Consider the following 25,984-nt stretch of genomic DNA (forward strand, 5'->3'; position numbering starts at 1 on the left):
TCAGCTCAAAGCCTCCCTGCGGATCCACCTTCCCCTCATCAGCCGCACAAAGAATACGCTGCCACGGAATACCAGCTCCGCTGTCATGGTAGCCCAAACGCCGACGATGCCATAGGCGCGGGTAAACAGGAGCACTGTCATGACACGTATCCCCCACATGCTGCACAGGTTGATGAGGAAGGGGCCCTTGCTGTCCCCTGCGCCGCGGAGCGCACCGATCACCACAATGCTGACAGCAAACAAAGGCTCTGAAAATGCCACAATGCGGAGCACGCGGGTGCTGAGGGCGATCACCTCTGCCTCCGGCGTTAAAAGACTTGTGAGCACAGGGGCTCCCGCAAACAGAAGGCCTCCGGTCAGTGTCACCAGGCCAAAGCCCAGAGCCGTGGTACCATAGGCAAAACGCTTTGCCATGTCAGAACAGCCTGCGCCAATGCTCTGTCCCACAAGGGCCGTTGCCGCCGCCGCCACTCCATAGGCAGGCAGGTAACAGATGCTCTCCGTCTGGACAGCTACATAATTGGCCGCCACCGCCACAGCTCCCATGCTGGTAACCACCGTTGTCATCACGATCTGGGCAAGGCACAGCGTCACGCGCTCTAAGGCAGTGGGAACTGCCAGATGGAGCGCATTTTTCATGCATGTTCTGGTAAAACGCCAGCTCTCATTTCCCCGCAGCTTCAAAGGCCCCTTGCGTCCCGTCACCAGCAGGAGAAGGGAAAGCCCGATACAGGCCTGGGCCAATCCGGTACCCATGGCAGCTCCCCTGACACCGAGGCCTGCTCCCCATACCGTGAAGCCTCCGATCTGCCTTGCAGGATGGATGAGAAAAAAGTTAAAGACCACATCCAGCAGGCACATTCCCACATTCATAAGGCTGGGGAGCACCACATTGCCGCTGCACCGGAAAATGCTGGAGTACATGACAGACGCCATGGAAAAGGGCAGAAATATGCCCACTGTGCAGATATACGCCCTGGCATAGGGCCGGATGGAGGCATCTGCTCCCAGCAGCCCCGGCAAAAACTGCCCCACTGATACGGCCGCAAAGGCCAGGCACAGTCCGAAAAGTACATTGAACATCACGGCCTGGCACAGCACATTCCGGCTGTCTGCCTCCCGGCCTGCCCCCAGATACTGGGCCACCTGGACCGAAAAGCCGACTGCAGCCGCATTGACAATTCCGTTTAAAAGCCAGATCGTGCTGGCTACCACACCGATGGCGGCTGTTGCCTCGTAGCCCAGGCTTCCCACCATGGCCGTATCGATATAGCTCATAAGGGTCATTACCAGCTGCTCCAGGATCGCAGGAATGGACAGGGCAACTACCAGCCTTATCTGATCCTTCCGTGATATCACCTGGCCCTTCCGCATGGCCTCGCTCATTTGGAGCATGTTCATATAGGGACATCCTTTCCGCGCCAAAGGGCAAGTGCCAACACTGGCACCTGCCCTGATCGTCAATCACAATATTTGTTCCGGTTACTCGATAACCTGGTCTCCGTCCTTTATGCAGTAATTTGTCTTCACACCCAGACGCACCATCCAGTTCCTGGTCTCCATGGTACGCCAGATACCGCTTCCGGCACCTCCGCCATTGTCATTGTCCCAGAGCCACTGCGGAGTAGGCCACAGGCATACGCTGGGCCTTAAGGCCTTGTATACCTCATAGTCAACACCGCTCTGTCCATGATGGGCCATCTGGACCATCGTACATTTTAAAGCTCCCAGGTCGCGATCCGCCATAAGCTGTGCGCCGCCGGCCCTTGCCAGGTCTCCCAGGAACACCACATTCGTCCCGTTCAGGGATACCATATAGGCCACACTGCTGTTATTCACAAAATCACTGGTGGTCTTGTAGGCCTGGTTCAGCACCTGGATCTTTGCCGGACCAGCGTCAATGACCTGGCCTGCCACAATATTTCCGTGGAGGCTCTCCTGAGGTACATTGGCAAAGGCTCCCTTTACATAGCCGACCATGCCCGCCACGCTGGAATCCTTCTCCCCATACCAGCTGTCCTCTAAGAAGGAGTAGTAGATGCCGTCAATGGTGATCTCACCGCTGTGCTTGTACAGGATATCAGCCAGGGCTCCCACATGGTCGGAATCCGGATGAGTGATAAGCCATGCCACAACATGGCCGCCCTTCTGCTTGATCTGGTTCAGCAGGAACTCTGCATTGTCCGTCCATCCGCCGTCCACTACGATCAGTCCCCCGGCTCCATTTTCAATGATAACTGACAGGTTCTGAGCTGCTGTCTCGTGGTTGGCATACATTGTCAGGCGGCCCGGTCCGAAATAGGAAGAGGAATCCACCACAGGTGTGGAAACGTCTCCAAAGGCTGCGATCTGCACATCCCCTGCAGGAACACTTGCAGAGGACGCACCTGCCTGGGAAGCGCTCTGGCTGCCGTCACTTGTGATCTGTACACCCTGGAGCACCGGCTGGGCTCCCTGGCCTATGGCCTGAATATTGGTCTCCGAAGCGTTCTGCGCCCCGTTTCCTGCCTGTCCGTCACTGATAATGATCTGGCCCGGCGAGGAAAGAACCTGCTCCCCGCTTTTTTGGAAGGGCTGGGTACCGGTCATGGCAAAGCTCTCAAGCTGCGTCCCATTCCCCCAGACCATCAGCATGGCAGCCGCCATAAGCCCTGCCGCTGCCCGTTTCCAGTATCTGTCAATTCTTGTCATAAACAGCTGTCTCCTTACTACACGTTAAGCCGCAGGGCGCAGCATCCTCTGCTCTCCTGCTTTCATGGTGTCATTTACAATGTAGGCGCTTTCATTTCCCTCTTCATCATAGTGGAAGGCCTGGACACGTACATCGTGTTCATCAAAAAAGCTGCCGTAATAGAGCTCTCCGTCCTCCTGCTCCTCCTCAGGCGCTTCATAATAGAAATTCTGCGTAGCCACAGAGGTCCCGATCACCTTCAGAACAGCTTCTCCATACACTGCGGCAATATCTCCTGTGGTCCTCTTTGTCACAGGAAGAAGAACAGTCAGCAGATTGCTGCCGGCATCATATCTCACATCCAGATCCATTACATAATCAGCAAACACGCCGTAGGGCTCCAGGAATTCATCGCGAAGATCCTCCCTGACCTCAGCCCAGTCAATGTCGATATCCTTGTCCACTTCCACATCCGGCTGTCCGTCTCCTTCAACCCAGCCATCTCCGGAAGCAGTGGGCGATACGATATTACTCTGGGTACATCCGCTCAGCACGGAAACAGAAACGGCTAATATCACTGTTAATTTCTTCCAGCTTAACATTCTAAAAATTCCTCCTTTTTTCAACGGTACTATTATAACGAAGAATCCCTTAATTTAACAGTCCTTTTTTCTTACAAAATTATTGTTATTTTGAAATACTACTTGATTTTTCCATAGACTGGTGATAGTATGTTCAATATAAAAAATATTTTTAAATTTTTGAACACAAGTCAAGGAGGCAACTCAATTGAAAACGGATCATAACACCCCACAGCAGTTTTCCCAACATTCATCCTTAAAGAAACAGTTGGACTGGATCACAACCCTGATCCCCTTTCTCTCCATCCTGGTCCTCTGCTTCCTTTTTATGGTGAATCCCGCAGGCTCCACCTCCATCCTGGGCTCCATCCGCTTTTTCCTGGGAGACCAGCTGGGAAGCTATTACCTGATCATAGGCCTTGGAGCTGTGATATGTTCCTTTTATATGGCGTTTTCCCGCTACGGGGCCATAAGGCTGGGAGATACCGAGAAGCCGGAGTTCTCCTCCTTTCAGTGGGGCTCCATGATGTTTACCGCCGGACTGGCAGCAGACATCCTGTTCTACTCCCTCTGTGAGTGGATGCTCTATGCGGGGGAGCCCCATATCACTGAGATGGGCACTATGCAGGACTGGGCCTCCACTTATCCCCTGTTCCACTGGGGTCCGATTCCATGGAGCTTCTACATCATCCTGGCTGTCTCCTTTGGCTTTATGATCCATGTGCGAAAGAGAAGCAAGCAGAAATATTCTGAGGCCTGCCGCGCCCTGCTGGGGAGCCGTGTGGACGGGCTCTGGGGAAAGCTCATTGACCTGATCGCTGTCTTCGCCCTTTTGGCAGGCACCGCCACCACCTTCTCCCTGGCGACTCCTCTTCTCTCCATGGCCTTAAGCCGGGTATTGGGGATCCGGGAGACGAACCTTCTCACTATCGCCATCCTTGTTGTGATCTGTGTGGTCTACACCATGGCAGTTTACTTTGGAATGCAAGGTGTGGCAAAACTGGCGGCCTCCTGTGTATACCTGTTCTTTGTCCTGTTAGCTTACTTTCTCTTCTGCGGCGGGGAGACGCGGTATATCATTGAGACAGGCCTGACCTCCATCGGAAATCTGGCACAGAATTTCATCGGCCTGTCCACCTGGACGGACGCCCTGCGCACCTCCAGCTTCCCACAGAACTGGACGATCTTCTACTGGGCTTATTGGATGGTGTGGTGCGTGGCAACGCCCTTCTTTATCGGCACCATCAGCAAAGGCCGCACCATACGCCAGACTGTTCTGGGAGGCTATTTCTTCGGGCTGGCAGGCACTTTTACCTCCTTTATCATTCTGGGCAACTATGGTCTGGGCCTTCAGATGCATGGAAGGCTGGATCTGATGGGTATTTACGGTGAGACCCAGGATCTCTACCAGGCCATCATCTCCATTTTTGAGACAATGCCTTTGGCCAAAGCCGGACTGATCCTGCTGGCAGTGACCATGATCGCCTTTTATGCCACCTCCTTTGATGCCCTTACCATGGTGGCAAGCTCCTACTCCTACAAATCCCTGGAGGCCGGGGAAGAGCCTGACAAGCGGGTAAAGCTGTTCTGGGCCGTGCTGCTCATGCTTCTTCCCATTGCCCTGATCTTCTCTGAAAATTCCATGGCCAACCTGCAGACGGTCTCCATCATTGCCGCCTTTCCCATTGGCTTTATCATCCTCCTGATCGTCTTGAGCTTCTTCCGGGATGCGGGACATTATCTGGATAAGGAAAACCCTGCGCGGGAGCCGAATACCCCGCAGTAAGCTACGGGGCATCAAATTTGCAGCGCAGCAGAGCGGCGGGATATCCGGCTATTGCGGCATTCGCCAAATATCCGTGCAAGCACGGCTACTTGGCTCATTGCTTCGCAGAAATAAACAGCGCATAAAGCGGCGGGAGCCCTCAACGGGCCCCCGCCATGTTATCCTTCTTCTATGTACCCTTTTTACCTGATCATCTCCTGCTATCCTGCCACAATATCCGGTGTATCCTGTCTTCTGCCTCATTCTCATCGCTTCCTTTAAAGTAAAAGGTAAGCAGGCCCAGGATATTGAGACTCTTCATCTCATCATAGCGCTTTACATTGGCCCTTCCTTTGTCGCTTTTTACGTAAATATCGCAAACAAACTGATTGGCGGTCTGTACCAAATATGAAATCGGTATGGGATTCAGAGCCTTCATACGGCTGTCCACCTGTCTGGTCAACATAGAATCACCTCAATTCAACACAACAGCTACTACATGCTACTCTCCTTTTGAATGTTATTATCCGCTTCCTTATGTAAACAGGATATCAGAATTTTCCCCAAAAATCAAGCTTTTTCCTTCTATTTTCTGTATATTTTTAACAATAAAGGTAACAGTTCAGGCGGCGGGGAAATCTATGAAAAAATGGCCGTCAAGCTTGTTTGTAAGGCCATTTTTTCATAGATTTCCCCGCCGCCTGAACTGTTACCAATAAAGAGCCGGGAGCCTTACTCATTATTCCGCAGTGATAGAAAGCCCCTTCACTGCCCAATGATAATTCTGCATTGCCTGCTGCAGCGCGAGATCTGCGCAGCGCAGCCCTGCCTGGGCCTGGAGGTAGGCGACCTCCTGCTGCATATACTGGATCTGGCTTAAGGAGCCATTCTGCCTCTGTATCTGGGCTGCATTCCAGGTAAGCTCCGCCGCCCTGTAGGAGGTGGCCGCGGAATCATAGGCAACCTTCTGCTCCAGTATGGTATCATACAAGGTCTGAAGGTTGGAGCGCACCTGATCCTCGCTGTAGGCCACATCCTCAAGCTTATTCCTGGTCTGAGTGGTGGACTTTGTCATAAGTTTCTCTATCTGATCCATATTCCCGCCCTTCCCGGATCTCAGGGAAATCAGATTATAGTTGTTGTTCACCGCCTTTTCCTTATCCGTCTCTATCTGGATAGAGGCAATAGCGGATATATCGGCAGACGGAACCGGCCCGATCTCAGGGCTGCTCTCCGGCCCCCATCCGGTGAACTGGCAAAGGGTCTTTTTCATCCTGGCGGCCATGGTGTCTATGGACTCCAGCTGAGAGCGGTTGGAGGCCAGGCTGGAGGCTGCACTTAAGATATCCGCATCCACTGCCAGTCCCTGGGCCATCATGGTCTGCTGAAGGCTCTTTGCCATCTCGGCCAGCTCCACTGCCTTTGCCAGCACCTGGCGGTTCGCCATCAGCTGCTCATAGCCGTTCATCACAAGCTGCATCTGGTATACTACCTGGTTGACCTGGCGCTGGATGGATTTTACGGTACTGCCGCTGTCCCTTAAGTTGATATCAATGGTGCGGTACATGGTGCTTGCACCTGAGCGGTAGGCCTTCGCCATATAACGGTTCGTTCCCACCTCTGTCATTGTATCGATAATGGAGCCCGGATCCACCTGACCGCTTTTTACCAGATCCTCCAGGTCATCCGCATCGTCATCCAGCTCCCTGGCTGCCTCATACATGAGAGAAGCCACATCTGCCATATCCGTATCATAGGTGCTGGTAGCTGCTGCAAAACCGGAACGGATGGGTTCATAATAATGTTTGATCAGATCCTCCAGTTCATCGTACTCCATATGGTTATCCTGAAGCCTGGCATAGGCCTCTTGAAATTCCTGGTCCGGTTCCTCTGTGGGCAGTGCATAGGCTGTGAACATCCCGGAGGAGGCCGCCATCATAGCGGCCATGGCAGCACACAGGATCTTTCTGCTGTTCTTCTTCATATTCTGTCACCTGCTTTCCCTTGATCAGGATTGGAAGGTCAGTCCCTTCTTGATCCAGTCATACTTTTCCATTGCCAGAAGGAGCGAAAGTTTGGAGGTCTCCACTGCATTCCGGGCAGTTGTGAAGGCTGTCTGCTGGCTGATCACCTCCAGCTGGCTGGCATTGCCTGTAGCTGCCTTTGCGTTCACCGTATTCATATTGACTGTTTCAAGCTGGAGCTTAATGTTGGCTGCCTCTAAGGCATCCCTTGCATCAAGGATCGCATTGTACTGGACCTTCAGGTTATTCTCCACCGTGTTCCTCGCATCATCGATGCTGGCCTGGGTAGCGGAGCGAAGCTCATTTGTGGATACATTTTCCAGCTTCTTCTGATAGTACTTGATATCGTAATTGTTGGCAAGGGCCTCTTCCTTATCTGCTGCCGGATCCAGGACTGCAATGCGGTCCAGATCTGCCTGGGGAACGGGACGGATATCCGGCTGGGCATCCGCACTCCAGCCCAGCATCAGGCAGAGATTCCTGTGCACATTGTCAATGGACTTTTGGGTAGAGAGAATGCTGGTGTCAATGTCCTGAACGCTCTTTTGAGCTGTCAGCACATTCACCTCTGTTGCCATGCCCACAGACTGCTGGGCCTGGACGGCCTCGTAGTTTGCCTGGGCCAGGCTTCTGTTTGCCTCCAGGTTCTTCATGGTGTAGCCGGACTGCTCATATGTCACCATGAGCTGCTGGGCCTGGAATACCAGATTGGCCTCCGTCTGGTCATACTGTATCTTGTACATTTCAGAGTCCATATAGTTGTTGTCAGCCAGCTTTGCCAGAGAGTTTCCTGAGAAATCCATTTGGGCGCTGGAAAGCCTTCCCATGTAGGTGTCCGTATCAAATTCCCCGGCAGCGTCCCAGGCATCCCTGGCATCATCCATCAATTCATCATAGACATCCGTCAGGTCCTGGTTCTTCTGGTCATTGTATGTATAGCGGTTGCTGCGGACCGTGGGATTGTACTCATGGATCAGGTCAGCCAGCTCTCCGTACTCCATCACATTGTCCTTTAGGGCAGCCCATTTGTCCTGGGTGTAGGCGAACTCCGGGCTGATATCCTTCTTATAATCAGGAGCAGGGGCCTCAGGAGGCTGATAGGACTGGTCATTGGGGCTGTTCTTTGCTGCTGCAAATGCAGTCATAGGTGAAGATACAGCCATAGCAGATGCCGTGAGCACAACTGCCAGGCGGCGTAATCCTTGAATATTGGCATTTTGTTTTTTCATAGTAATTCTCCTCTTCTCTGTTTGCACAATCTTTTGGTCTCCGGAGCCGGCGTGCCGGCATGTTCACCAGGCCCCTTCATACCTCTACAGGCTTAAATGAACTGCAGGCTCCCTTTTCAAGTATATGCATTTCATTGCCAGCCACGGTCAATATATCCTCCTTGCTGGCTGCTCTTTTGTAAAACAATGTGATGGCTTTGATCGACAGCATCATGCTCATCTCAACAACATAGGATAACGTTTCTTTTTCCATGGGAAAACGCGATTTGTCCAGGTTCAGATACACCTTGTCAATAAAATCCCGGAAGGTATCATCCCGAAACAAAAAGCCTCTGACTCCAAACAGCTGGTGCTGATTGACCAGGTTCAGATCAGAAAGCATATTCTGATACATTTTGTAGCCCAGCCCTTCCGTGTCCCTGTCCATAAGCTTTGAAAGGATCCTTATGGGCACAGCGAAGACATTGCCCTTTTCCTCCTCCATGATCCTGAATGCCCACTGCTGGCACCGGTCTCCGGCTCCCCGCAGCAGATATCTCATCAGATCGTCCTTATCCTCAAAGTAGGTATAAAAGCTCCCTCTTGAAATATCAGCCTCTTTAATGATCTGATTAATGGATGCCGAAGAATAAGGAACCCTGGAAAATTCATGGACAGCAGCCTCCAATATGACCTTCTTTTTCTCTTCCTTCAGATTCAAGAAACGTTGTGTTGGCATATATGCGCCTCCTAATCATTTGCAGAAATGACAAAATGTCACCATGACATCTTGTCACGGAACCAATTATAAACATCTGTGCCATAGATTGTCAATAAAAGAAGTCTTAAAATTTTGTGAAAGGCTATATGCATAGCAACAGTTCAGGCGGCCGCTGGGAGAGCGGCTGGAGCGACTTTGCAGGACATTAGAAGCACTTAGTCAGCTGGTTTTTCCGTTCAGAGCAGCATCAATGATTGTTTGAGCGCAGCGAGTTGCTTTGATGCTGCTCTGGCTCTTAGGAAAAATCAGGTGTCTTAGTGCTTCTTATGTCCGAAACTGAAGCGCCAGCCGCTCTCCCAGCAGCCGCCTGAACTGTTACTATGCATGGCAAAAGGCCCCTGCTCTTTCTTGAAAAGACGGGGCCTGCTGTTTTCATTTATTTACTTCATATTCGCTGCCAGGCCGCACAGGATCTGGATCCCGTTTGCCATGGCATCCTCGTCAAAGTCAAACTTTGGCTGGTGGGCCAGATGGGTAAAGCCCTTGTCCGGATTGCCGGAGCCGATCCACAAGAAGGAGGCCGGGACCGCCTCTGCAAAATAGGCAAAGTCCTCCGCACCCATCATGGGGGCTGACAGCATAAGGACATGCTCTTTCCCTGCCACCTGCTGCGCTACAGCCGCAGAATACTCCACCGCCTCCTTGTCATTTACCAGCACAGGAAGTCCGTGGAGAACATCGATCCTGCAGTCGGCGCCAAAGCCGCTGCAGATGCCATTTACGATCTGCTCCATGTTTTTCAGGATCTCCGCTCTGGTCTCCTCCCTCTGGCAGCGGATGGTTCCTGCGATCCTTGCAGTCTCTGCCACCACATTTTTGGCTGAGCCTGCCTGGAAGATGCCGACAGAGAAAATGGCCTGATCAAAGGGATCCATACGCCTGGACATGTAGCTTTCCATGGCAGTGATCACCTTTGCGCCGATAGAGAGCGCATCGATACACTTGTGGGGCTGTCCTGCGTGTCCGCCTCTTCCGATGACCGTAATGTCAAATTCATCGGTGGAGGACGCCATCGCTCCATATTTTGCACATATTGTTCCCAGAGGATAATCATTAAACAGGTGAAGGCCGAAGATCCTTACGATCTTCTCTGCCATTCCCTTTTCCTTCAGGTCTGCCAGCATGACTCTGGCGCCTCCCAGGTTCGGGCCCTCCTCTGCCGGCTGGAAGATAAGGAGCACATCCATGGGAAGCTCCTTCTCATGCGCCTTTAGGAGCCTTGCTGCTCCCAAAAGCATGGAGGTGTGGCCGTCGTGGCCGCAGGCATGCATTTTCCCGGGACACCTTGAGCGGTAGGGAACGTCATTTTCTTCCTCTATGGGAAGAGCGTCCATGTCTGCCCGCAGAGCAACCATGCGGCTGCTGTCCTGTCCGCGGATCACTCCCATTACTCCCATCTTTGCGGGCAGCAGCTCAATGCCCAGCAAGGTCAGGCGTTCCCGCACAAGACGCTCCGTATTCTGGGTATCAAAGCCCACCTCCGGGTTCATGTGGAGATAACGGCGGGTCTTTACGGCCTCCTCCATCACAGGAGGAAGCTCTGCTCTCACCTGGTCCAAAAAAACAGTATTGATCATTGTCATAGTGTTCTCCTCTTCCCGGGTATATCAGCAGTAGCCCATCGCAATGGCTCCGAATACAAACAGGCACTGGAAGATAAAGCAGATGCCCATAAAGGGAAGGAGCCACTTATAATATTTATTTAACGGGATCTTTGCCATAGCGCAGGCGACCACCATAAAGCTGGTGGGCCACAGCAGGTTGGAGAAGCCATCGCCAAACTGGAAGATCAGGACTGCGATCTGGCGGTTCATTCCGATCAGGTCAGCGATCGGCGTCATGATCGGCATGGATACGGTCGCCTGTCCGGAGCCGGATGGGATGAGCAGGTTCAGCAGTGTCTGGAACACCAGCATTCCCACGCCGCTGGCATAGAGGGAAAGGCCATTGATCAGGGAAACACAGCCGTGGATCAGGGTATCAATGATGTTTCCTGCTGTCATGATGGTCAGCACAGTTCTTGCCACGCCGACGATCACTGCGGAGAGCACGCCCTTGCTTAAGCCCTCTACCAGGGTACCCGCAATCTTGTTGGCGCTCCAGTGGTTGATGAGGCCGACCACAATGGCTAAGATCATAAAGATGGCTGCCACCTCATTGATATACCAGCCCTGGGTGATCAGCCCCCAGCCCATGATGATAACTGCAATAAGCAGGCATACCAGGCTCAGCTTTCTCTCTGTGGTCATGGCGGTATTCATCCTGGACTCATCCACTGCCAGGTCAGAGTAGTCGATGCCGTAGGTCAGGCTCTTTGTGGGATTCTTTTTGATCATGGTTGCATAGCGCATCACATAAACAATGGTGAGCAGAGTCATCACAGCCAGGATCAGGATCCTGTAGCCCAAGCCGGAAAACAGCGGAAGCTCTGCGATCGTCTGAGCCACGCCGATGGTAAAGGGGTTCACGGTAGCAGATGCAAAGCCTATGCCCACAGGAACCACAGAGATGGCTACACCGACCATAGCGTCATAGCCCAGCGCAATGCTGACAGCCACAAAAATGGGGATAAACGCTATGATCTCCTCATAGGACATGGTCCCGGTGGAGCCCCAGATGGACAGGGCGATCATGATAATGATGATAAAAATGTTGGCATATTCCGGATGATCCTTTGTCTTGCGGACGATCTGGGCAATAGCCGCGTCAATGGCTCCCGTTTTCTCCAACAGGTAAAGGCTGGAAAATGCACAGAAAATAAGGAAGGTAATATTGGCTGCTGAGATCAGGCCTTCCTCCAGGCATACGAACATCTTAAAGGGGCCTACCGGCGTCTTAGGCAGATACTGAAAGCTGGCCGGGTCAATGACCTGGCGTCCGCTGGCCTCATCAAGAACTCTGGTGTAAGAGCCTGCCGGAAAGATCCAGGTACAGATCGTAGCAAGCACGATCATCACCAGAAGGATCACGAGGATGTGGGGAATTTCCCGTTTCTTTTTGGAAGTGTCTGTTTTCATGGTATGTTCTCCTTTCAGCATCTGAAGCTGGTTTGAGGGGATGCCAGATGCCTTGTAATAGGAAAAGGGCCAATAGTGCGGTCACTACTGGCCCTTTTCAGTTAATAATTATACATAGTAGGAGAGATTTTTGTCAATATTTTTTTAAGTAAAGTGGAAAAATATGCATGAACTGTTTTTAAAGATTAATTTTTTAAGCCTGCTAACCCTCATATTCACAGTTAATCTCTGTCAGCTTATCATCCACCCAGGGTCTGTCATAAATGCATTCCCTGATAATCCGTTCAATCAGGCCGGCTTCCTTGGCGGATACTGCCCGTACCTCTTCTGCCAGCCTCCTTGCCTCCCAGGGATGGATCGCTACGATCCCGTCTTCATCGCCTACGATGATATCTCCCGGTTCGATGACGATCCCACCAAAGGTAATGGTCGTTCCAATCTCACCTGGGCCGTTTTTATAAGGTCCGTTGGGGGTCACGCCCCTGGCATAGATCGGAATGCCAATTTTGGTCAGAGCATTGTAGTCCCGGACAGCGCCATCCACAATAATTCCGCCGATCCCCCGCTTCATACAATAGGTCGCCATGATCTCACCAAAGATCGCATGGCCTGTACTCCCTTTTGCATCGATCACAATAATATCGCCGGGAGCGGCCAGATCCATGGCCTTGTGGAACATCAGATTATCTCCCTCCGGCACCTTGACTGTGAACGCAGGTCCTAACAGAGGGTGATGGCTCACTGGCCTGATATCCTGGTGCACTGCCGCCATACGGCTCATGCAATCTCCGATATTTGCCACGGGCAGATCTTCAAACAGGCGGATCAGCTTCGGATCCGGCCTTTTTATCTTACTATTAATCACACAACCGATCATGTCTTATTCCTCCAGTTCCAGCACGTAAATATTTAACGCCCTGTGTACGGTAGCCGCCCTTAAGCCTCCGCCGTTTACTACACCGCTTCCATGGGAAATGCTGGCATGAATATGGACAATGTAATTGCAGGGATCATCCTGCACGAAATGCGACAGGCTCTTTGGCGTATCGTCCTTTCTGATCAACTCCCCTGTAAAGCTCATGATCTCACAGGGAACATCTACCGTAATAGGAAGAAGTACAGACGGAGGCGTATCGGAAATGGGGTTAGACAGCGTAACTCCCCTGAGGGAACCGGCCGCCGTCACAATGACGGCGCCCTTCCAATCCTTATCCATCATATACTGCTTCAAGCCTTCCTTTACGTCCTGTCCCTTCTCCAGCTTTATCACATGTAATTTACTCATCGATCCACCTCACGCAAATTCTTTTCCAACCTGAGGCATGAATCTTACAAAGGCTTCTGCATATTTGATGCCCGGATCGCAGGCCAGGCGTCTTGCCAGATAGCTGCGGTATTCTGCGCGGTTTGTATAATTATTCAGAAGATGCTGCTGGGAGGCAACGACCTTCATGGCCTGGATCTTCCTGTCCATCACATCGGTAATATCAATGAACATATCTGCCTTAAAACCGCACATCTCCGGCTGATCCGGTTCAAACATATAGATATTGGTTGTTGTAACCACCTTCTTCTCCGGATATACACCGTATACTTGAGCAGAACGCAGAGCTGCCTGCACTGCATGGCTGGTATTTGTATGGTCAGGATTTAAAGGATCCTCTGTGTGGGTGAGTATAATGTCTGGATGGAAATCCTTGATAGCTCCGGCAAGCTTCATCACCTGATCGCGGTCAATGGTCAGAAGGTGATCCTCCCACTCATAGAACTCGATCTCTGCTCCCAGGATCGCAGCGGCCTCTGTTGCCTCCATACGGCGGCGGATACGCACCTCCGGTTCACTGATTGAGGGATTTTCACGCCATACCTGATCTGACTCTCCTCTTGATCCAAAAGTCAGGTCAATAATCTTCACTGTATGACCTGCCTTTGCATACTGAGCGATAGTTCCTCCACATCTCCAGATAAAATCCACTGCATGAGCACTGATTACAAGTAATCTCTTCTGTTCCATAATTATTCTCCTTTTCTCTTTCATTCATCTTTGTTATATACATCAGCAGATCTGGGCAGCTGCCTCATCTGCCAGCATCTGATCCTCTTCGCCTGTCCATCCGCTAATTCCCACAGCTCCGATTACGTCTCCCTCTTCGTTCTTAATGGGAGCACCGCCTTTTAATGGGGAAAGATTGGGATCACAGAAAGCGCTCATAGGAACCCCCTGCTTGTCCAGATGCTTCACCATCTCCCAGGTTGACTTCTGAAACTTTGCAGCAGTATATGCCTTGTGTGTTGCAAAGCCTCCTCCTCTGACTGCCATTCCCTCCATCAAGGTCAGGGATACCAGCACTCCGGCCCCGTCTGATATGGCAATTGCTAAGGGCTTTCCATTTGCCTTCTCTACGCGTTCCATTAAATAATGAATGATCTTCTCTTTGTCCTCAAATGATAATTTTGTTTTTGCCATTTTCATTTCCTCCTTGCTTTCTATATGTGCTGCAGTATAAATATCCTGCTATGCCAGGCTTGTAAATATGATAAACAGACCAGTTCCCGCCAGGAACAAGCTCATTGGGGAGGCATACAGCATGGTCTTTAAGGGATTGATCTCCTTTCCCAGAAGGCCGCTCAACAGCCCGCATACAATGAAGGTAGTCATATCCGCAGGCGGAAGTCCCTGTCCTCCTGTGGAGATACAGCTCTCCCGCTACTGCTGCTGCCGCTGGTGTCAGCCCCAGAGCAACCAGGGCCGGACCATAGAATGAGAAGATGGTACTGAGTGAAACAGAGTCTGCTCCTGTCAGCATGCCTGGGATCACAAGACAGACCGCGCCTCCCAGGATCAAGGTCGTGCTGTTTAGGCTCAGAGCAAAGGCCTCAATGGTCTCAATCTGATCTCCTGCATACATTGCTCCTAACAGACAGGCTGCACAGGCAAGCTTGATCATCTGGCCCTTTACATTTTTTACTCCCTTAAGGAAAATGTCTTTTGCATTCATGCGCACTCTCTTGTAGAAAAAGCTGACAGCAGCCGCTACAGCCAGGCTCATTACGATCACTCTTGCAAAGCCTTTTATAATCGGTATCTCAGACAGTACCGCCAAAACAGGGCCAAATACCATGGTGATCACATCTACACCAAACCCATTGTTGAGTATTACTAATGCCAGAAGTACACCTACCGGGATCAGTGAAGGCCAAACCTCACATATCACATCTCCCAGCCGTTCCCTCTTTATCAATTCCGCCGAGCTGTCTTTGTCCTTATGGCCAAAGGCCAGCACCGAATAAATCATAACAAACACCGCTGCCACAAAGGTGGCGATCCACCCCAGCTTCAGTGTCTCCGGTTCATTTGCGCCAATAATGCTTGCAGACTGCACAAAGGAGGAGGAGATCGGCGGCATAAGGGAGCCAAGGGAACCGGCCATGACGATGATAGCGGCAATCTTTTCCACCTCCATCCCATCCTCATCCAAGGCTCCTGCGACCAAAACTCCTACGATTGCTGTTGCCGCACTGGCTACTCCCAGCATGGAACCTGCAAATAGAAGCGAAATGACCGTGCAGGCGATCAGGCTGCGCCTTGACGTCCCTAACAGGCAGCGCAGGATCCTGACAATCCCATCCATTGCTCCTAAGCGAAGCTGTGTCTGCGCATAGATGCCGGCCACAGGCAGCAGGCAGAGTATCCATGCAAAACGGTTTAGACCGTCATAGACCGCATAAGCCCATGTAAGCGGGTTGTAGATGCCGCTGGTGAGCAAGAACAGGGCCGCTGCGGATAACAAAGCCACTTCGATGTTTCCACCAATCACCGGAAGCCTCTTGATCAATGCGATCGATAATAACACAGCTATCGGCAAAACAACAGTAATCATATCTCCCCCTCCTCTAACTATCATATTCTTTTGGATATCCTAATAAAATGCTATCATGCCTTTGGGGAAAAGTAAAACGGTGAATACCGTTCAAAAACAACGGTAAAACCGATCAAATCTGAAGCCTGATCCACCCGCCTTTCTTTACCCGGATACCGACACAGACCATCCGTGTAAACTGGTCTGTCAGGATCGCCAACCAGGCCCCTATCAACCCCAAGTCAAGTACATAACAGAGCAAATAGCTGAATATAGGCCGGATAACAGTTACGCTCACAAAGGACACAACTGCCACATAGCGGGCATCCCCGGCCGCCCTTAGGCATCCTGAGCTTATCACCTGCTGCGTCTGGATAAATACGATCACCGCTATAAAATACAGTACGATCACTCCAATATTTACAATCTCTTCCTCTCTCGAAAATGACAGATAAATCGGACGTCCCAAAAGAAGAAAGATCACGCTGAGAACCGCTGAGATGGCAAAAGCAAAGCCTCTTATAATCTTCAGATAGTGCAGCGCCCTGCCGCTGTCCTTTGCTCCCAAGCTCTGGCCGACCAATGCCACAGAGGCAGCTGAGAGCCCATCCCCAAAAGAAAAGCACAAAAACAGGATATTCATGCCAATCTGATGGGCAGCAAAGGCCTGAGTGCCCATATGAGCTACCACGGCTGTAAATAAGAAAATTCCAAAGCGCATGCACAACTGCTCGATCCAGGAGGAGGAAGCCAGCCGTCCCAGAGAGCACAGAGAAAGGATGTCCTTTGCTTTCCTTTCTTCTTTACAGCTCCAGCAAAGGAAGCCGTCCTTATGCAAAATAGTCGAAAGGCTGACAAGACAAGCGCAGACAGTCCCAAAAAGAGTGGCGATAGCCGCTCCTGTTACCCCCAGTGCCGGGAAACCAAATCTTCCCTGGATCAATAGATAATTCAATATCAGATTTACCAGATTAGAAATCAGACTGGTCCGCAGGGCGATCCCTGTATTCCCGGCCCCGCGCTGAGCCCCATTGATCACCATAGAAAGCCCCTGAAAAAGGATCCCCCCTCCTATGATGTAGAAATAATGGACTGCCAGTTCATGGGATTCAGGCTCCGCACCCATAAAAGTATAAATAGCATCTGCAAAGGCCACGCAGACAGCCCCCACGAAAAGCCCCAGGATCAGCGCAACTGCCACAGCCTGCCTCAGGATGCGGTTTGCACTTTCCCTGTCTTTCTCCCCCTTTCTTCTTGCAACCAGGGATGAAACTGCAATCTGCAGTGCCGTAAAAGGTGTCAGCGCCAGCATTTTAGGCTGGGAGGTCATTCCCACCGCCGCAATGGCCACACTCCCCAGAGCAGACACCATGATCGTATCTGCAATAGAAACACAGCCTACGCTCAGGCTCTCCAGGGCAGAAGGCCAGGCTGTCCTGAAGGTTTGAAGAAGAAGCTCTTTGTTCTCTTTTTCCATTGTTAATCCGTCCTTCTTGCACTCCTTCCCTACCTTGCTGTCAATTGATTGATCTCCTCCACGTAGTGACAGGCTACATAATGCTTTGGAAGGATCTCTCTGGCCTCCGGCGTCTCGCAGCGGCACCGCTCTGCCGCATAGGGACACCTGGGTGCAAACCGGCAGCCCGGCTTTGGATCAATGGGTGAGGTGATCTCTCCCTGAATCAGCTGCCGTTCCTGCTTCCGGTCAATATCTGTGGATGGTATAGCTGCCAGAAGGGCCTTTGTGTAGGGATGAAGCGTGTGGAGAAACAGCTCCTCAGACTCGCACATTTCGATCCGTTCCCCCAGGTACATGACCATGATGTTATCGGAAATATGCCTTACCACAGATAAATTATGTGTAATAAACAGATATGTCAGCCCTTTCTCCTCCTGCAGATCCTGCATAAGATTGAGTATCTGGGCCTGGATAGACACATCCAGAGCAGACACCGGCTCATCGCAAACAATAAACTTCGGATCCAAGGCAAGCGCCCTTGCGATCCCGATGCGCTGCCTTCTTCCTCCATCCAGTTCGTGAGGATAGGAATTCTCCAGCCGCTTTGCAAGACCTACGGTGTCCATCAGATCCCTGACACGGCTGGCCCTCTCCTCCCAGTTTTTGCATATTCCATGTACGATCAGTCCTTCCTCGATAGCCTCGCGCACTGTCATACGCGGATTTAAGGAGGAGAAGGGATCCTGAAAAATGATCTGCATATTCTGCCTGGACCTGATATAATCTTCCCCCTCCAGGTTTGTCACATTTTTTCCATCGAATATGACTTCCCCGCTGGTTGCCTTTAACAATCCCAGGATGGTCCTGCCAAGGGTGGATTTTCCGCAGCCCGACTCCCCTACCACTCCCAGTGTTTTACCCTTTTCAATATCCAGGCTCACATCGTCCACTGCGTGAAGGATCCCCTTTGGGGTCTTAAAATATTTTTTCAGATTCTTTACTTCCACTAATTTTTCCATAGACTGCTCTCCTCTGAAAATTTCAGGCACTTCACATAATGATCCTCTGACAGCTCTATCTGCTTTGGATCCTTCTTCCGGCAGGTCTCTGTGGCATAAGGGCACCGGGGACTGAAGCTGCAGCCCTCCGAGAGATTAGTGGGATCCGGCATCAGGCCTGGGATCGGTTTTAATCTCTTCACGCGTTTTTCCATGCTGGGAATGGATTCAAAAAGCCCGATGGTGTATGGATGCTTCGCGTTCTTATAAATCTCCCGAATGCTGCCGTACTCTACGATCTCACCTGCATACATAATGGCAACCTTATCACAGACTTCAGCGACCACTCCCAAATCATGGGTGATCATAATAAGAGAAGTATTGAGCTTTTTCTTGAGCTCTGACAGCAAAGAGAGCACCTGGGCCTGAATGGTCACATCCAGGGCAGAGGTAGGTTCATCTGCGATCAGGATCCCCGGATCACAGGCCAGAGCGATTGCTATGAGCACACGCTGTTTCATACCGCCTGAAAACTGATGGGGATATTCTGCGATGCGGTCAGAGGGGATGCCAACCAGCTCCAGCATCTGGGCCGCCTTCAGATACACGTCTGCCTTTGACATTTTGGGATAATGGAGTTTTATAATCTCTGATATCTGTTCTCCCACTGTCAGAACAGGATTAAGGCTGGTCATGGGATCCTGAAAGATCATTGCTATCTTCTCTCCCCTGATCTTCCGCATCTGCTTTTCACTAATGCGCAAGAGAGATTCCCCGTCCAGGATCACATCACCCTCTATGATTCTTCCAGGAGGGTTTGGCACCAGGCGCAGGATACCCAGGGCTGTGGTCGTCTTTCCTGCCCCTGTTTCTCCCACCAGTCCAATGGTCTCTCCGGTCTTCAGGGTAAATGTCACTCCATTTACAGCTTTTACAATTCCATGATCGGTCGAATAATGGACATGTAGATTTTTTACTTCCAGCATTTTCGCAGCCTCCTATCGTTTCAATCTCGGATCAAGGGCATCCCGCAAGCCGTCTCCCAGAAGATTTAAGGAGCAGATGGTCAGCATGATCGCAAGTCCTGGGAAGGTGACCATGTGCCAGTAATTCCTGATATACTCCCGTCCGGCCGACAGCATGCTTCCCCACTCCGGCGTAGGCGGCTGGACTCCCAGGCCTATAAAGCTCAGGCTCGCAGCTACCAGAATCGCTCCTGCCACACCCAGGGAAGCCTGTACAATAATCGGAGCCAGCGCATTAGGGATAATATGTTTTAAAATGATCCTCCTGTTTTTCACTCCCAGGGCATGGGCAGCCTCCACATATTCCTGTGTCTTTACGGTCATGACCGAGGCCCTGACCACACGGGCATAGGTTGGGATATTGCTGATGCCTACAGCCAGAATCGCATTAAAGAGTCCCGGCCCAAGACAGGCGGAGAGAGCAATTGCAAGCAGAAGGTTAGGCATTGCCAGCATCACGTCCATGATCCTCATGATGACTGTGTCCAGACGGCCTCCATAATAGGCTGCCATTGCTCCCAGGGTGCCTCCCACTCCACAGCCAATCGCAACAGAGATCAGTCCCACGATCAGGGAAATACGTCCTCCATAGAGAACACGGCTGAAAATGTCACGACCGAAATTATCTGTACCAAACAAATGGGCAGCACTCGGTCCTTTCAAAAGCTCGGAAAGGTTCTGCTCATCGTAGGGATAGGGTGCAATCACATTGGCAAAAATGGCAGAAACTGTCAGCATTACCAGGATGGCCAGCCCTATCATGGCGCTCTTGTTCTTTTTCAGACGCTTCCACACTTCTTTCGCCTGACTGTTCTTCTTTCCCTGGCTCATACCTTTTCCTCCTTTCCTGCTTTCTTCTTTTTATAAGTGTTGTACTGAGAACGGATCCTGGGATCCACATATGCATAGAGCATATCGACCAAAAGGTTGATCATACTGAAGGAAACGGCTATGAGCAGCACACCTCCCTGAACGACCGGATAGTCCCTCTGCTTGATCGCATCCACCATAAGCTTTCCCAAACCCGGCACCGAGAAAATGGACTCAATGACAACGGCTCCTCCCAGTCCCGCGCCAAAACGGAGTCCTACGATGGTAAGCACCGGGATCAGGGCATTTCTCAGAGCATGGATCCATATCACTCGTTTTTCGCTGGCTCCTTTTGCCCTGGCTGTCCTGATATAATCCTGCCGGATGGTCTCAAGCATACTGGAACGCGTAGTGCGCAAAATACTGCAAGAGGTATGGACGCCGATAGTAAATGCCGGCATGATCCAATAGGAGGGCCCATAGAAGCCGCTGGCAGGAAGGATTTTCAGGTTCACTGCAAATATGAGGATAAAGATCATAGCCTGCCAGAAATTCGGCATGGAAACACCCAGGAGCGATACCAGCCTGGCCAGCGTGTCTATCACGGTATCCTGATACACAGCTGATAAGATCCCCAAGGTATGGCAATGATCACTGCCACAGTGATGCTAAGAGCCGACAGCAGCATTGTGGTCGGGTAGCGTGAAAGCAGAGATTCTGTTACGGACTGACCAGTAATATAGGACTTTCCAAAATCCCCATGGAGGATTCCTCCCAGATAGTTCCCAAATTGGACAATATATGGATCATTAAGGCCCATCTCCTCTCTCTGGGCCTGATATTCTTCTTCTGTTGCCATCTCCCCCACGATCATGCGGGCGGGATCGCCCGGTGTCAGATATAGCATAGTAAAAATCAGCAGAGCGACACCGAACATCACCGGGATCATAAGCAGCAGCCTTTTTCGGAAATACCGAAGCATGTATTCACCTCCATTGCAGATCAGCTATTCTAATGTAATCTTTGTCAAATCAGGCAGGCCGGAGGGATCAAACCCAAAGCCCTTTACATTGTCTCTGCAGGCATAGGATATGTAGGCAAATACCAGAGGTACTGAATAATAGCTGTTCCAGCAGTACTGCTGAAGTTCCTCATAAATCGCCTTTCTCTTTTCTGCGTCATATTCCGCCCGCCCTGCATCCAGCAGCTCCTGGATATGCTGGTCATTACAGTTCAAAATGCCTGCATAGCCAATGGCCCATGTGGACATAGCATGGTCGGGATCGCCTGAGGAGGCATTAAAACGGCTGCGTCCAAACCTTGTAAGCTTCGCAGCGTTGCGCTCACGGATCGTTGCCTGGTCGTAAGTGGTGATCATCACATTGATTCCTGCCTCTTTCCACATAGCCTGTGCGATCTCAAGCATATTCTTTGTTTGCCTGTCCTCCGCCACTGTGATCTCGCAGTCAAAGCCATTGGGATAGCCTGCATCAATCACAAGCTGCTTCGCCCTCTCTATGTCACGCTTGATGGGGCCGATGGACTTGTGTCCAAAGATCTCAGAGCTCATGACTGAATCTGCAGCAACTCCCATATCTCCGTAAACAGCCTGCACAATGGCCGGAACATCCAGCGCAATGTTCATAGCCTCGCGGATGCGGATATCGGAAAATTCTTCTGCCTCCATGCTCATCTGCAGGATCTCGTGAGTATATCCGGGTCCGGAAAGTGCCACGATCTCAGGATTTTCATCCAGACGGTCATAATCCTCTGGACCTACGGTATAGATAATATCTACACCGCCAGACTCCAGCTCTATGGCACGGATACTGGAATCAGAGATAAAACGGTAGATCACGCTCTTTAAACTGGGCTTCTCTCCCCAGTAGTTCTCATTTCTTGTCACGGTAACGTGGTCGCCAGCCACCCATTCTGTAAAGATATATGGTCCTGTGCCAATGGGCGCCCTTCCATGTGCATCCTCGCCCATCTCCTCCATCGCCTTCTTGTTTAAGATCTGTCCTCTTCCAGTAGCCAGGTAATTCAGTACGGCTGAGGAAGGATTGTAAAGCTTCATCTCAACTGTCAGTTCATCAATGGCCTTTGTATTAGCCTCGTCAATATCAGAAAACTGTGTCTTGGTGGCAGAGCCTGTTTTTGAGCGGTTGATCGTGTATATGACATCCTCTGCGGTAAGCTTTTCCCCATTGTGAAAATACACATTATCCCGGAGGTGGAATACGATCGTGGTGTCATCCGGCATTTCCCAGGATTCGGCAAGCCCTGGTACATAATCGCCATTCTCCCCTTTCTTGATCAGTGTCTCCATTATCATCTGCTGGATATTGTGGGCCTGCGGAAGGTTCTGTGTATGCGGATCCAACTTGGCAGGCTCTGCATCCAGAGCAACGATTAGTGTATCTCTGCCTGACCCCTTTTCAGACTCCTTACCTACCTGTTCCTGGGCAGCGGTTTCCTTTCCGCTTACCTGGCTGTTATTTCCCTGGGCTGAAATGCCAGCCCTTTTTCCGCCTGTGCATGCAGAGAGAAGCATGACAGCGCTCAATATCAATACGGTCATTCTGCGTTTTTTCATTTTTCATCCGTTCCTTCCTTCATTTATCATTTTCTCAACAGTCTCAGTGACCGACAGGAGGACATATCCCCTCCGGCAGTGGCGAGCGGTATGGACGGTTCTTTGTTACCTCGGAAAACTCGGCCTTTGCACGCTCCAAAATAAGCGGATTCTCCAGCAGCCTCACTCCCCAAAGGGCCATGCTCCTGGCTGCAAACATCGCTCCCTTAAAGCCAATGCTGCTTCCTACACTGGCAGTCAGCTGCCAGCTGTGCCCTGGTGTGCCCAGAGGCATGCAGGCTGTCCAGAAGGTTGCTGTAGGTACGATCCAGCTCACATCGCCTGTATCAGAAGAGCCCATGCTTCCTTCTGTCAGTAACGGGAGTACCCCTCTGTGAAGCTGGTCATTCGGAGAGAGCTGATACTTTTCCACTGTTTTTTTGTAATAGCCCGGCACGGTGCGATTGATCTCCTCTGCAAATTTCAGCTCTTCCTTACTCCAGGGCTCTTGTATTGTGTCCTTCATGCATTCACAGATCAGTTCACATAAAACCTTATTATGCAGCTTGTTATAACAGCCTCCCAAAAAATCTGCCTTCAGCTCTGTCTCTGTCATGAGTGCAGCTCCTTGGGCAACCTTAAGCACCCTTCTGTAAACCTCGTCCACATTTTCTCTGGATGAAGCTCTTACAAAATACAGTCCGGCTGCATATTCCGGAACAATATTTGGTGCCTTTCCCCCATCGGTGATCGTGTAATGGATACGCACATCCGAAGGGACATGCTCTCTTAAATAATTAATTCCTACATTTGTGAGCTCAAGTGCATCTAACGCGCTTCTTCCATTTTGGGGATCAGCACTGGCATGAGCCGATTTTCCATAAAAGTGCAGGCGGAACTGATTCACGGCAAGACTGCTGCCAACGGTAACCCTGTTCACCGTCATGGGATGGAAGGAAATGGCACAGTCCAGTCCGTGAAAGACTCCTTCCCTTGCCAAAAAGAGCTTACCGCCCATAGATTCCTCTGCAGGACAGCCAAGGTAAACGATTGTTCCTTTCGTCCCCTTTTTTATCATCTCTGACCGCAGCCCCAGCACTGCTCCCAGGCAGGCAGTGCCCATCAGATTGTGGCCGCAGCCATGGCCATATTCCTTTCCGGCAGACTTCTTATACGGAACGCACTCCTGGCTTAAGCCCGGCAGGGAATCATACTCTGCAAGAAACCCGATTGCCGGCTTTCCATCCCCCCAGACAGCGCGGATGGCTGTGGAAATTCCCCCGATTCCTGTCTCCACCTCAAAGCCTTCCTTTTTGAGAATGCTGCAGATGCTTTCGCATGCAATCACCTCTCTGTACCCTGGTTCCGGATTCTCCCAAATTGTCCGGCAGAGCTTCTCCAGCTCTGCCTCATGTCCTTTGATTTCTCTTTCAATTGCTTCCACTGACATAACCATACCCTCTCTATCTGCTCTTTCCTGTCTTCCCGTTTACAGGCTACTCGACTGTAACCTTTGTCAGATCCGGAAGCCCGGAAGGTACAAATTCAAAGCCCTTTACGTAGTCACCATGAGCATAGGAAATGTAGGGGAAGGCCATGGGAACGCTGTAGTAGGTATTCCAGCAGTATTCCTGGAGTTCTCCGTAGATTTCCTTTCTCTTCTGGTTGTCATACTCTGCACGGCCTGCATCCAGAAGCTCCTGTATATAGGGATCATTGCAGTTTAGGCCGCCTGCATAGCCAATGGCCCAGATGGACATTGCGTGGTCCGGATCACCAGAGCCTGCGAAGAAACGGGTACGTCCAAATCTTGTAAGCTTTGCCACATTCCTCTCACGGATCGTCGCCAGATCATAGGTTGTAATGGTCACATTGATTCCTGCTTCCTTCCACATAGCCTGGGCAATTTCAAGCATATTGAGGGTCTGACGGTCATCCGGCACTGTGATCTCACAGTCAAAGCCGTTGGGATAGCCCGCTTCGATAACGAGCTGTTTTGCCCTCTCTATATCCTGCTTGATCGGGCCGACTGCTTTGTGGGCAAATACCTCGGAACTGATCACAGAATCTGCCGCCATCGCCAGATCCCCATACACCGCTTTCACAATGGCGGTGGTGTCCAGTGCAATGTTCATGGCTTCACGGATGCGGATATCGGAAAATTCCTCTGCCTCCATACTCATCTGAAGGATCTCATGGGTATAACCAGGCCCGGAAAGTGCCACGATATGGGGATTTTCATCCAATCTCGCATAATCCTCCGGTCCCACTGTATAGATAATATCCACACCTCCTGACTCCAGCTCAATGGAGCGCACGCTGGAATCTGAAATAAACCGATAGGTCACATTCTCCATGCCGGGATTCTCTCCCCAATAGGAGTCATTTTTTGTTACCTTGATGTGATCGCCTGACACCCATTCCGTAAACATGTATGGACCTGTTCCCACAGGAGCCCTTCCGTAGGCATCCTCTCCCATCTCCTCCATAGCCTTTTTATTCAATATGTAGCCCCGTCCCATAGAAAGGTAGTTGAGAACAGCTGATGACGGCTGATGCAGCTTCATTTCCACAGTAAGCTCATCAATTGCCTTTGTGTTTGCCTCGTCAATATCAGAAAATTGTGTCTTTGTGGCTGATCCCGTTTTCGCCCGGTTGATCGTGTATATGACATCCTCCGATGTGAATTTTTCACCATTGTGAAAATATACGTTGTCCCGGAGATGGAAAATGATCGTTGTGTCATCCGGCATTTCCCAGGACTCTGCCAGGCAGGGTTCGTATTCTCCATCCTTTCCTTTTTTAATCAAGGGCTCTTCCACCATTTGCATCACATTGTACGACTGTGGAAGGTTCTGTGTGTGGGGATCCAGCTTTTGAGGTTCAGCCTCCAGGGCCACGATCAGAGTATCTCTTCCCATTTTCTTTCCCACTTTTTCTCCAGGATCAGCTGCTGCTTCCTTTGCAGGCTCTGCTGCTCCTCCTTGAGCCGACGCATCTGCTGCCTTTTTCCCTGAACAGGCACTGAGAAGCAATGCTACGCACAAGCCCACTATGATCATTCCATTTCTTTTCATTGTTTTCCTCCTTTGCGTGATTGATTTGAGAAATGTACATACAATAAGATTAAACTGAATATAACATACAGAATTTTGAATGTAAAACGATGAATACCGTCGATAAACAACGGTAAAACCGAATTCCATTTAG

24 protein-coding genes are annotated in these 25,984 nt (G+C 50.9%); 1 reads left to right on the forward strand and 23 read right to left on the reverse strand.

All coding sequences use genetic code 11. The features are described from left to right. The 3 genes from LIZ87_RS02205 to LIZ87_RS02215 all read right to left on the reverse strand — a co-directional run bounded on the left by LIZ87_RS02205 (position 1) and on the right by LIZ87_RS02215 (position 3,273). Positions 1–1,401, reverse strand: coding sequence for an MATE family efflux transporter (locus LIZ87_RS02205; RefSeq protein WP_178314156.1), 1,401 nt, complete (start codon positions 1,399–1,401; stop codon positions 1–3). 81 nt (positions 1,402–1,482) lie between these two features. After that, a complete protein-coding gene (locus LIZ87_RS02210; protein ID WP_227145120.1) occupies positions 1,483–2,691 on the reverse strand; it encodes a ComEC/Rec2 family competence protein in 1,209 nt (402 codons plus the stop codon). Between the two features lie 24 nt (positions 2,692–2,715). After that, on the reverse strand, positions 2,716–3,273 hold the full coding sequence (locus LIZ87_RS02215; protein ID WP_178313160.1) for a hypothetical protein: 558 nt from the start codon (positions 3,271–3,273) through the stop codon (positions 2,716–2,718). Positions 3,274–3,460: 187 nt separating this feature from the next. On the opposite strand from LIZ87_RS02215, the gene LIZ87_RS02220 reads away from it, so the two are divergent. Beyond that, the gene (locus tag LIZ87_RS02220) at positions 3,461–5,038 is read left to right on the forward strand and encodes a BCCT family transporter (RefSeq protein WP_178313161.1); all 1,578 of its coding nucleotides are present in this window, start codon (positions 3,461–3,463) and stop codon (positions 5,036–5,038) included. 190 nt (positions 5,039–5,228) lie between these two features. On the opposite strand, the gene LIZ87_RS02225 is transcribed toward LIZ87_RS02220, so the two are convergent. The 20 genes from LIZ87_RS02225 to LIZ87_RS02315 all read right to left on the reverse strand — a co-directional run bounded on the left by LIZ87_RS02225 (position 5,229) and on the right by LIZ87_RS02315 (position 25,851). Then, positions 5,229–5,483, reverse strand: coding sequence for an HPr family phosphocarrier protein (locus tag LIZ87_RS02225; RefSeq protein ID WP_178314014.1), 255 nt, complete (start codon positions 5,481–5,483; stop codon positions 5,229–5,231). Between the two features lie 273 nt (positions 5,484–5,756). After that, positions 5,757–7,001 carry a TolC family protein gene (locus LIZ87_RS02230; protein ID WP_178314012.1) on the reverse strand — a complete coding sequence of 415 codons (1,245 nt, stop codon included), beginning with the start codon at positions 6,999–7,001 and terminating at the stop codon, positions 5,757–5,759. Between the two features lie 24 nt (positions 7,002–7,025). After that, the gene (locus LIZ87_RS02235) at positions 7,026–8,270 is read right to left on the reverse strand and encodes a TolC family protein (RefSeq protein WP_178314010.1); all 1,245 of its coding nucleotides are present in this window, start codon (positions 8,268–8,270) and stop codon (positions 7,026–7,028) included. Positions 8,271–8,346: 76 nt separating this feature from the next. Next, positions 8,347–8,988, reverse strand: coding sequence for a TetR/AcrR family transcriptional regulator (locus LIZ87_RS02240; RefSeq protein ID WP_178314009.1), 642 nt, complete (start codon positions 8,986–8,988; stop codon positions 8,347–8,349). Positions 8,989–9,410: 422 nt separating this feature from the next. Further along, positions 9,411–10,613, reverse strand: coding sequence for a M20 metallopeptidase family protein (locus tag LIZ87_RS02245; protein WP_227145122.1), 1,203 nt, complete (start codon positions 10,611–10,613; stop codon positions 9,411–9,413). A 24-nt stretch (positions 10,614–10,637) separates the two neighbouring features. After that, positions 10,638–12,047, reverse strand: coding sequence for a YfcC family protein (locus LIZ87_RS02250; protein ID WP_178316677.1), 1,410 nt, complete (start codon positions 12,045–12,047; stop codon positions 10,638–10,640). A gap of 202 nt (positions 12,048–12,249) precedes the next feature. Further along, positions 12,250–12,924 (reverse strand): RraA family protein, encoded by a 675-nt coding sequence (locus tag LIZ87_RS02255; protein ID WP_178316676.1) that lies wholly within the window; start codon positions 12,922–12,924, stop codon positions 12,250–12,252. A gap of 3 nt (positions 12,925–12,927) precedes the next feature. Next, positions 12,928–13,332 carry a PPC domain-containing DNA-binding protein gene (locus LIZ87_RS02260; protein WP_178316675.1) on the reverse strand — a complete coding sequence of 135 codons (405 nt, stop codon included), beginning with the start codon at positions 13,330–13,332 and terminating at the stop codon, positions 12,928–12,930. A 9-nt stretch (positions 13,333–13,341) separates the two neighbouring features. After that, the gene (locus LIZ87_RS02265; protein WP_227145124.1) at positions 13,342–14,061 is read right to left on the reverse strand and encodes a PIG-L deacetylase family protein; all 720 of its coding nucleotides are present in this window, start codon (positions 14,059–14,061) and stop codon (positions 13,342–13,344) included. Positions 14,062–14,103: 42 nt separating this feature from the next. Continuing rightward, complete coding sequence (locus LIZ87_RS02270) at positions 14,104–14,514, reverse strand: heme-binding protein (RefSeq protein ID WP_178317148.1); 411 nt, start codon at positions 14,512–14,514, stop codon at positions 14,104–14,106. Beyond that, positions 14,489–15,928 carry a TRAP transporter large permease subunit gene (locus tag LIZ87_RS02275; protein ID WP_178317149.1) on the reverse strand — a complete coding sequence of 480 codons (1,440 nt, stop codon included), beginning with the start codon at positions 15,926–15,928 and terminating at the stop codon, positions 14,489–14,491. Before LIZ87_RS02275 ends, LIZ87_RS02270 begins: the two co-directional genes overlap by 26 nt. A gap of 112 nt (positions 15,929–16,040) precedes the next feature. After that, complete coding sequence (locus tag LIZ87_RS02280; RefSeq protein WP_227145126.1) at positions 16,041–17,384, reverse strand: MATE family efflux transporter; 1,344 nt, start codon at positions 17,382–17,384, stop codon at positions 16,041–16,043. A gap of 29 nt (positions 17,385–17,413) precedes the next feature. Next, positions 17,414–18,385, reverse strand: a complete 972-nt coding sequence (locus LIZ87_RS02285) for an ABC transporter ATP-binding protein (RefSeq protein ID WP_227145128.1) — start codon at positions 18,383–18,385, stop codon at positions 17,414–17,416. After that, positions 18,373–19,350, reverse strand: a complete 978-nt coding sequence (locus LIZ87_RS02290) for an ABC transporter ATP-binding protein (protein WP_227145130.1) — start codon at positions 19,348–19,350, stop codon at positions 18,373–18,375. The genes LIZ87_RS02285 and LIZ87_RS02290 overlap by 13 nt, the downstream gene beginning before the upstream one ends. A gap of 12 nt (positions 19,351–19,362) precedes the next feature. After that, positions 19,363–20,220: an ABC transporter permease gene (locus LIZ87_RS02295; RefSeq protein ID WP_178317153.1), complete on the reverse strand. Its 858-nt coding sequence runs from the start codon at positions 20,218–20,220 to the stop codon at positions 19,363–19,365. Then, a complete protein-coding gene (locus LIZ87_RS22535; RefSeq protein ID WP_319638566.1) occupies positions 20,217–20,837 on the reverse strand; it encodes an ABC transporter permease in 621 nt (206 codons plus the stop codon). The genes LIZ87_RS02295 and LIZ87_RS22535 overlap by 4 nt, the downstream gene beginning before the upstream one ends. Further along, positions 20,801–21,181 carry an ABC transporter permease gene (locus LIZ87_RS22540; RefSeq protein ID WP_178317133.1) on the reverse strand — a complete coding sequence of 127 codons (381 nt, stop codon included), beginning with the start codon at positions 21,179–21,181 and terminating at the stop codon, positions 20,801–20,803. The genes LIZ87_RS22535 and LIZ87_RS22540 overlap by 37 nt, the downstream gene beginning before the upstream one ends. A 24-nt stretch (positions 21,182–21,205) precedes the next feature. After that, positions 21,206–22,795: an ABC transporter substrate-binding protein gene (locus LIZ87_RS02305; RefSeq protein WP_178317132.1), complete on the reverse strand. Its 1,590-nt coding sequence runs from the start codon at positions 22,793–22,795 to the stop codon at positions 21,206–21,208. A gap of 43 nt (positions 22,796–22,838) precedes the next feature. Next, a complete protein-coding gene (locus LIZ87_RS02310; protein ID WP_178317131.1) occupies positions 22,839–24,224 on the reverse strand; it encodes an amidohydrolase in 1,386 nt (461 codons plus the stop codon). A gap of 46 nt (positions 24,225–24,270) precedes the next feature. Continuing rightward, a complete protein-coding gene (locus LIZ87_RS02315) occupies positions 24,271–25,851 on the reverse strand; it encodes an ABC transporter substrate-binding protein (RefSeq protein WP_178317130.1) in 1,581 nt (526 codons plus the stop codon). Positions 25,852–25,984: the final 133 nt, after the last annotated feature.

It is taken from the genome of Lacrimispora sp. 210928-DFI.3.58, from assembly GCF_020554865.1.
Taxonomy (GTDB): Bacteria; Bacillota; Clostridia; order Lachnospirales; family Lachnospiraceae; genus Enterocloster.

Coding starts and splice junctions, on each gene's coding strand:
- LIZ87_RS22540 (WP_178317133.1), bottom strand. CDS start 21,181: ATGCTTCGGTATTTCCGAAAAAGGCTGCTGCTTATGATCCCGGTGATG.
- LIZ87_RS02245 (WP_227145122.1), bottom strand. CDS start 10,613: ATGACAATGATCAATACTGTTTTTTTGGACCAGGTGAGAGCAGAGCTT.
- LIZ87_RS02270 (WP_178317148.1), bottom strand. CDS start 14,514: ATGGCAAAAACAAAATTATCATTTGAGGACAAAGAGAAGATCATTCAT.
- LIZ87_RS02235 (WP_178314010.1), bottom strand. CDS start 8,270: ATGAAAAAACAAAATGCCAATATTCAAGGATTACGCCGCCTGGCAGTT.
- LIZ87_RS02250 (WP_178316677.1), bottom strand. CDS start 12,047: ATGAAAACAGACACTTCCAAAAAGAAACGGGAAATTCCCCACATCCTC.
- LIZ87_RS02280 (WP_227145126.1), bottom strand. CDS start 17,384: ATGGAAAAAGAGAACAAAGAGCTTCTTCTTCAAACCTTCAGGACAGCC.
- LIZ87_RS02225 (WP_178314014.1), bottom strand. CDS start 5,483: ATGTTGACCAGACAGGTGGACAGCCGTATGAAGGCTCTGAATCCCATA.
- LIZ87_RS02285 (WP_227145128.1), bottom strand. CDS start 18,385: ATGGAAAAATTAGTGGAAGTAAAGAATCTGAAAAAATATTTTAAGACC.
- LIZ87_RS02275 (WP_178317149.1), bottom strand. CDS start 15,928: ATGATTACTGTTGTTTTGCCGATAGCTGTGTTATTATCGATCGCATTG.
- LIZ87_RS02315 (WP_178317130.1), bottom strand. CDS start 25,851: ATGAAAAGAAATGGAATGATCATAGTGGGCTTGTGCGTAGCATTGCTT.
- LIZ87_RS02215 (WP_178313160.1), bottom strand. CDS start 3,273: ATGTTAAGCTGGAAGAAATTAACAGTGATATTAGCCGTTTCTGTTTCC.
- LIZ87_RS02260 (WP_178316675.1), bottom strand. CDS start 13,332: ATGAGTAAATTACATGTGATAAAGCTGGAGAAGGGACAGGACGTAAAG.
- LIZ87_RS02210 (WP_227145120.1), bottom strand. CDS start 2,691: ATGACAAGAATTGACAGATACTGGAAACGGGCAGCGGCAGGGCTTATG.
- LIZ87_RS02295 (WP_178317153.1), bottom strand. CDS start 20,220: ATGAGCCAGGGAAAGAAGAACAGTCAGGCGAAAGAAGTGTGGAAGCGT.
- LIZ87_RS02265 (WP_227145124.1), bottom strand. CDS start 14,061: ATGGAACAGAAGAGATTACTTGTAATCAGTGCTCATGCAGTGGATTTT.
- LIZ87_RS02310 (WP_178317131.1), bottom strand. CDS start 24,224: ATGTCAGTGGAAGCAATTGAAAGAGAAATCAAAGGACATGAGGCAGAG.
- LIZ87_RS02305 (WP_178317132.1), bottom strand. CDS start 22,795: ATGAAAAAACGCAGAATGACCGTATTGATATTGAGCGCTGTCATGCTT.
- LIZ87_RS02230 (WP_178314012.1), bottom strand. CDS start 7,001: ATGAAGAAGAACAGCAGAAAGATCCTGTGTGCTGCCATGGCCGCTATG.
- LIZ87_RS02290 (WP_227145130.1), bottom strand. CDS start 19,350: ATGCTGGAAGTAAAAAATCTACATGTCCATTATTCGACCGATCATGGA.
- LIZ87_RS02240 (WP_178314009.1), bottom strand. CDS start 8,988: ATGCCAACACAACGTTTCTTGAATCTGAAGGAAGAGAAAAAGAAGGTC.
- LIZ87_RS02205 (WP_178314156.1), bottom strand. CDS start 1,401: ATGAACATGCTCCAAATGAGCGAGGCCATGCGGAAGGGCCAGGTGATA.
- LIZ87_RS02255 (WP_178316676.1), bottom strand. CDS start 12,924: ATGATCGGTTGTGTGATTAATAGTAAGATAAAAAGGCCGGATCCGAAG.